Origin of the sequence: Bacillus sp. CR71 (genome assembly GCF_003429245.1) — a bacterium.
GTDB lineage: Bacteria > Bacillota > Bacilli > Bacillales > Bacillaceae_G > Bacillus_A > Bacillus_A thuringiensis_S.
In genome coordinates, this window is record NZ_CP031748.1 from 2,892,250 (window position 1) to 2,898,122 (window position 5,873).

Consider the following 5,873-nt stretch of genomic DNA (forward strand, 5'->3'; position numbering starts at 1 on the left):
ATTCATCTCCCACCTACCGTTGGGCTACGCCCTTCACACGCTTGAGGAAGGAGAATTCTTTCGGGAAATTCGTTAAATTAAGAAAAGCTGGACTTCTATCATTTTAAGTAATTGCATATATGTAATATAAAGCATATAAGGAGGTTAAAACGTGGTAATCTCAAGACAAGACTCCTGGACTAACGATAACGATTTACTTCTCGCATCAACAGTACTCCAGAATATTTGTAACGGTGGAACACAGTTAGCTGCATTCAAAGAAGTAGCAAAACTACTAAATAGGACACCTGCAGCTTGTGGATTTCGTTGGAATTCATACGTAAGAAAACAATACCAAGAGGAAATACAACAAGCAAAACAAAATCGAAAAGTGGGAAACAATATTTCTCCCTCTCAACAAAAAAAAGAAACAAACTCTTTATCTATGACATTAGAGGATATTATTCTCTTTCTACAAAATTATAAAGAAATGGATGAATTGACAACTTTACAAAATCAAATTGAATATTTAGAAACAGAGAATCACTCTCTTTCGCAACGTTTAGCTATGTATGAAGAAGAGTATAGTATGTTACTTAATCATATTGATAAGACAAGAAATTTAATTGTAGCCAATTAAATTTAGAAATAGATTAACTTTTATGATTTCTAAATCGTAGTATTAGTTAAAAATAAAATTTGATTTATAGGCAAGTCTAAAGAGCATTTTTTGAAAATAAGATCGATAAAAACCCCTATCAACATAAAAATTAATAGGGGTTTTTATCATTTTCAGACAGAAGACTCCTTCCTCAAAAATATGAAGGTGCAAAACACCAATTTTAGGTGGGAGATGAATGTCGGTTGGCATAAGCCAACATGTTTGCTATCATTTACTTGTACAGATTGCTCTTCGAAAACTGAAGATATGAGGTTGGTTGCAGAAAAACGTTGCAACCGTAAAATCTTCAACGTTCTATCGCCCCATGCTTGCCGAAGTTGCGAAAACCAAGCTAAAGTAGGGAGTGTGGTGCGTCAACGTACAAGATACTTATGTTCTCACCGTAGGGACTACGAGTAGAGCCTGCTAAGATAACCGGTGGATACACCGGTGTTCGCAGGAATCTCCCACTTCAAAAAGTCCGTAAGGACGTTAAGTGGTGAGTAGTTCAACAAGTATTTCTATCAATAATCAGACTTTGTTATAAATTATCACAAGGTAAAGCAATAATTACTTTACCTTGTGATAATCTTCCACCCTTATTAAGAGTTAGTAAATCAAATAAATTTCCCGCTTTAAATTCATTTAATCCGTATAATAAGTATATACATTATTTTATTTCTGTTTTTTCATCTCTTCCATTTCTTGTTGCCATGTAGCACCAAAACCACCTGATGGCGTATTCCAACGGTCTTCTTGTCGTTTAATGCGTTCCATGTCTGCATCACTCGGCTTAAATTCTTCTATTTCCTCACGTTGCTGTTCCTTATTATGATGTTGTTCAACTTCCTTATTATTAGGTTTATGATTCGTAGTAACTTCTCCGGGCTTTTTATTTGCCTTTACACCTGCTGTACTAGATGCGGGCTTATCATTGGCTTCAACATTCTTACCTTCGTTCCTTTGAGAATTGTGATTGTTTGACTTACTCTCACTAGATTGCAAGCCTACGTTTTTCTCTTCATCCCATCGATTATTTTTTACATCCCATCCAACAGGAATAACTGAATACATTTCCTTATCTTGACCAACATATTCCGCACCAAATAAATTACCATCCTTAAATTGAACTTGTATCACCGCTTCTGGCGCCTCATAAGTATATTCAATTAATTCAGTATCAAATTTCTTAGTTTTAATTGCACTTGTGGCATTACGGTGTAAGGCCTTAGCTACTTCTTCATATGGCATACCATGTTCAAGTGCTTCAAAGTAATCGACAGGCATCGTAGAACTACTTTCATCTGATGGAAGCTGATACTGCACAATATCAACTTTATCATCACTATTTTTCGTATCAAGCGCTTTGTTTTCGTTATCCTTTGGCACATTATCATCCAGCTTTTCCGTGTCCTTTAATTCATCATGCTTTGTTTCATCTACCTTCTTATCGGCTTGCGCGTCCTTCTTCACTTCCTGCTCACTCTTAGGCGTTTCTTTCTTGGTAGAGGCGTTCTCCTGACCACACCCCACTAATAAACTTGACAACAATAATCCTAATACTAGATATCTTTTCATGTCCATTCTCCCTGTTTTCGCTATATTTATACAATAACATTAGCACATTTACCTTATATTACCTTATCACCTTTGTAATATTATAACAATATATTAAAATATACAACGATTTAATTCTCTATTATGCTATCTATTACGAGACATCTTACAAGTTTAACTCTGTCAATTACGCTACGGCTTTCTAACACTTCTTTTGCACACTCTCTTCTTTCCCCGAGATGCACCTCTAATGAAAACCAATGAACAAAATTTCGTTAACTTGGTATGTATAGGTACTTATATAAATCACTCATTAATACGTTCACAGTATCGATCAGTCTGGCATTCCAATTAACCTCAATATTCACCCTAACATGCGTTTCTCATTGTAAATAAAAAAAACGGCGAATCCGCCATTACAAGTAACTAATTATTTCATATCTATTCTTTCTTTTACTTTCGTTGGGAGCTCTTCTCTCTTCACTTCCTCCCAAAATTTCCTAAGTAATATACACGCAGGAGGGCTTCTTTACGAAGATTCAAGTTATACCGCTTGTATCATTTCACTGCTTACAAAATACGGTATGGAACAAAATGCTTCCACTTGAACAACCATTTTGTTCCATACCGGTTACAAGCCTTTGTAGAGTAGCAGTATCGGTATGTTCAAGTTTAATATTTTTTTGTACCAGAACCACAACTATATTTGGTTCAACCCTTCCCATCACTACCATATCTTTATCAGTGATTATCTTCACCGTTTGATCTTAAATTATAATTTTTTCATAATATATGCAGAAGAAATATAACCTACTAGTTTTTGATCTGCAGTTTTAACTGGATACCATACAAACTGATTGCTACTATCTACAGATTCATCATATGCAGCGTTTCCTTGAATAATCAAGTTCGTATTTTTACTTAACGGTTTCCCACTTGAAGCGGAAGTAGGTTTAGACCTTAAATTTACTCCATCTCTTGTTACAAGGACTTGATCACCTGTTTTTAAGTGATAGATAGAAGAATGTGGATTTGTTAGTATGTACTCCTTCTTTTTAAATACAATATTTTTGCTCGTGTTAGGATCATATTCGAAATCAGCTGTACTGAAAAGAAACTGCCCCAATTTTGTATCATTTAAAAAACTGTATTGTTCTAGAATAGAAAACACTTTTTCCTGGTAAGCGTTTAAATTTTTTTGACCGGTAGCTTTATACAAAGGACTGTTTGCAGGTTTTGTTCCATTATAAGCCATAACGGAGAAGTACCAGTTTTCGATTACTTCTGGTCCAGCAGCTTTTACCTTAGGAAGATCTGTTCGCTGATACATACTATGAAGAACTTTAACACCTGCTTCAATATTATAATTAATATCATATTTTAACTTTTGTTGATCGAACTGAGGTTGATTGGTAATTTGCATAATCCCAATTCCACCGTCTTGCGCTATGATTGGCTGGCCGTTTCCATCAAATTGTTTCCATCCACTTTCTTGTGTAGCTACTGCTTTTACAACTTCAGGAGGAACATTTTCGTTTAATGCTGCGTTCGTTAGTAGGCAATTTATGTGCTGACGAGAGGGATTTTGGTTCGGCTTAATTTCACCATATGGCCCACACGTAGATGCAGCAGAGACATCTCCATAGGACCAACAAAATATCATGAAGCAAGCCAATATCCCTACTCTTAGTGATTGTACTTTCATTCTAGTATTCTCCAATCTATTTAATAATTTATAGTTATACACATTTTACCATAATATATTTCTAACATTCTATATTTTAAGAATTCATAAAAGACAATCACGAGAGTGGTAATGGGACACCATGGTCTTGCACGTCAGCCATAGCAGAAATGGACTTCGCCTTTTGAGATAGAAGCTTCAATTTAAAAAATGCGTTCTGAGACACTACTCTTCTTCCAAAATAGCGTAATAATATTCATCCCACCATTCATTCCCATGTGGTATACACTTCCTGAAATATCCTTCTCTTCTCATTCCAATCTTCTCCATTACTCGATAAGATGGGATATTTTGTGGCTGACATGTAGCGATAATCCTATGTAATTTCATTTCCTTAAAACCATATTTCAATGTAGCTTGTGCTGCTTCAGAAGCATATCCTTTATTGCAGTATTTTTGATTGAACACCCAACCAATCTCATAAGTATGCTCACCAAAATATTTATGAAATACTATATGACCAATCAGGATATCTTCATCTATTAATACCACAGGAAAGTTCTTAGCGTTTTTACCAATGTTTTCATTCACAAAGTTCCTTGTATCTTCTTCTGTAAAAACCCCTTCAGGTATGTATTTCATAACATTGATATCTGATGTATACTCATGAACAGCTTGCCAATCTTTGAACTCAAATTTCCGTATTAATAATCTTTCTGCTTTTACAAACATGTACTTTTCCCCCCTCAAAAAATTGCAACTATATTTTAAATCCATATTTAACCCTTAAAACAAAAAGAACTTGTAGAAATCTCTACAAGTTCTTTTTAGTTTCAGATGAATATAAGTGACAAACAAACTATCTTACAGATTCATCACAGAAACTACAGGGATAATGCTTTGACAAATACATTATATAACAAATATTAACAGCCACGGATTTAAATTTCGAAAATTATGTGAATTAAGAACAATAGTAACCTTTTTCTTAACTATTATTAATTTCGTTTACTACTAACTTCTTTTTACTTAAATAAACTGCTCTATCTGATATTTTTGCAACTTCTTGTGAATGTGTAACAACGATTACACATTTATTCTCTTGATGGGCGAGCTCCTGAAATAACTCAATAATCTCTTTCGCTGTTTCTCCATCAAGGTTTCCGGTTGGTTCATCAGCGATTAGTAAATCAACATTACAAGATAGCGCTCGAGCAATTGCTACACGTTGTTGTTGCCCGCCACTTAATTGCAAGACATTTCGTTTCGCTTCTACTTCAGTGAGTCCTACCTTCTCTAATAATTCTAATGCTCTTTCTTTTTTATTTTTTACCTTTACACCTGTAATTTCCATTGCCGTTAGTACATTCTGAATGGCAGTCATATAGGTAATTAAATTATACGATTGAAAAATTACAGACACATGTTGATTACGGTATCGATCCAAACCAATTTTTCGAATATCCTTCCCGTTATACAGTACATAACCATTTTTAGGTATATCCAGCCCACAACCTAAGCTAAGAGTTGTAGTTTTACCAGATCCAGATGGCCCTAAAATCGTGTAGAAATGCCCTTTTTGAAAAGAAAAATTCACATTATCTAGTATCGTTACCTTTTTTCCATTACTTTCATAATAATAATCTAAGTTTTTAAATTGTAAAATTGTCTCCATATCGAGCCTCCTTATTCATCTTTTAAAAGAATTTGTTTTGGATTTAAGCGTAGAATAGATAATGCCGGAAGAAGCGTTGCTAATATAGCAATAGCTAGTCCAATCCCCCCCATTTTCCCTACGTCTTCTCCTGCTACACTTACATTAATTTTATCTATTGGATCCTCTTTTTGATTTTGTACAGTTCCACCTGGTCCAGCCACCATTACAGTTCCATTTTGTGAAGTGTCTGTTTCTTCGCCTGCTGTAGCAACTTCACTCGAAAGTAAATTATCCCCTACGAATTGAGAAACTTTAGCTCCTGTTGTTAGAGATAA

General features: G+C 34.7%; 5 protein-coding genes and 1 pseudogene. 1 reads left to right on the forward strand and 5 read right to left on the reverse strand.

The features are described from left to right. The first annotated feature begins 151 nt into the window (after nt 1-151). Entirely contained in the window at nt 152-619 is a 468-nt protein-coding gene (locus DOS87_RS14465; protein WP_184121873.1) for an RsfA family transcriptional regulator, read from the forward strand. A 696-nt stretch (nt 620-1,315) separates the two neighbouring features. Here DOS87_RS14465 and DOS87_RS14470 read toward each other — a convergent pair. From DOS87_RS14470 to DOS87_RS14490, 5 genes and pseudogenes are all read right to left on the reverse strand, one after another. Beyond that, entirely contained in the window at nt 1,316-2,218 is a 903-nt protein-coding gene (locus tag DOS87_RS14470; protein ID WP_208730370.1) for a hypothetical protein, read from the reverse strand. 751 nt (nt 2,219-2,969) lie between these two features. Further along, entirely contained in the window at nt 2,970-3,902 is a 933-nt protein-coding gene (locus DOS87_RS14475) for a transglycosylase SLT domain-containing protein (RefSeq protein ID WP_208730371.1), read from the reverse strand. Between the two features lie 204 nt (nt 3,903-4,106). After that, nucleotides 4,107-4,613: a GNAT family N-acetyltransferase gene (locus DOS87_RS14480; protein ID WP_088062839.1), complete on the reverse strand. Its 507-nt coding sequence runs from the start codon at nt 4,611-4,613 to the stop codon at nt 4,107-4,109. A gap of 256 nt (nt 4,614-4,869) precedes the next feature. Beyond that, entirely contained in the window at nt 4,870-5,556 is a 687-nt protein-coding gene (locus DOS87_RS14485; protein WP_016513576.1) for an ABC transporter ATP-binding protein, read from the reverse strand. A gap of 11 nt (nt 5,557-5,567) precedes the next feature. After that, nucleotides 5,568-5,873, reverse strand: a pseudogene (locus tag DOS87_RS14490) (ABC transporter permease); the annotation flags it as partial.

Excerpts from the sequence above, each read along its gene's own strand:
- DOS87_RS14470 (WP_208730370.1), bottom strand. The coding sequence starts at position 2,218 with ATGAAAAGATATCTAGTATTAGGATTATTGTTGTCAAGTTTATTAGTG.
- DOS87_RS14475 (WP_208730371.1), bottom strand. The coding sequence starts at position 3,902 with ATGAAAGTACAATCACTAAGAGTAGGGATATTGGCTTGCTTCATGATA.
- DOS87_RS14480 (WP_088062839.1), bottom strand. The coding sequence starts at position 4,613 with ATGTTTGTAAAAGCAGAAAGATTATTAATACGGAAATTTGAGTTCAAA.
- DOS87_RS14485 (WP_016513576.1), bottom strand. The coding sequence starts at position 5,556 with ATGGAGACAATTTTACAATTTAAAAACTTAGATTATTATTATGAAAGT.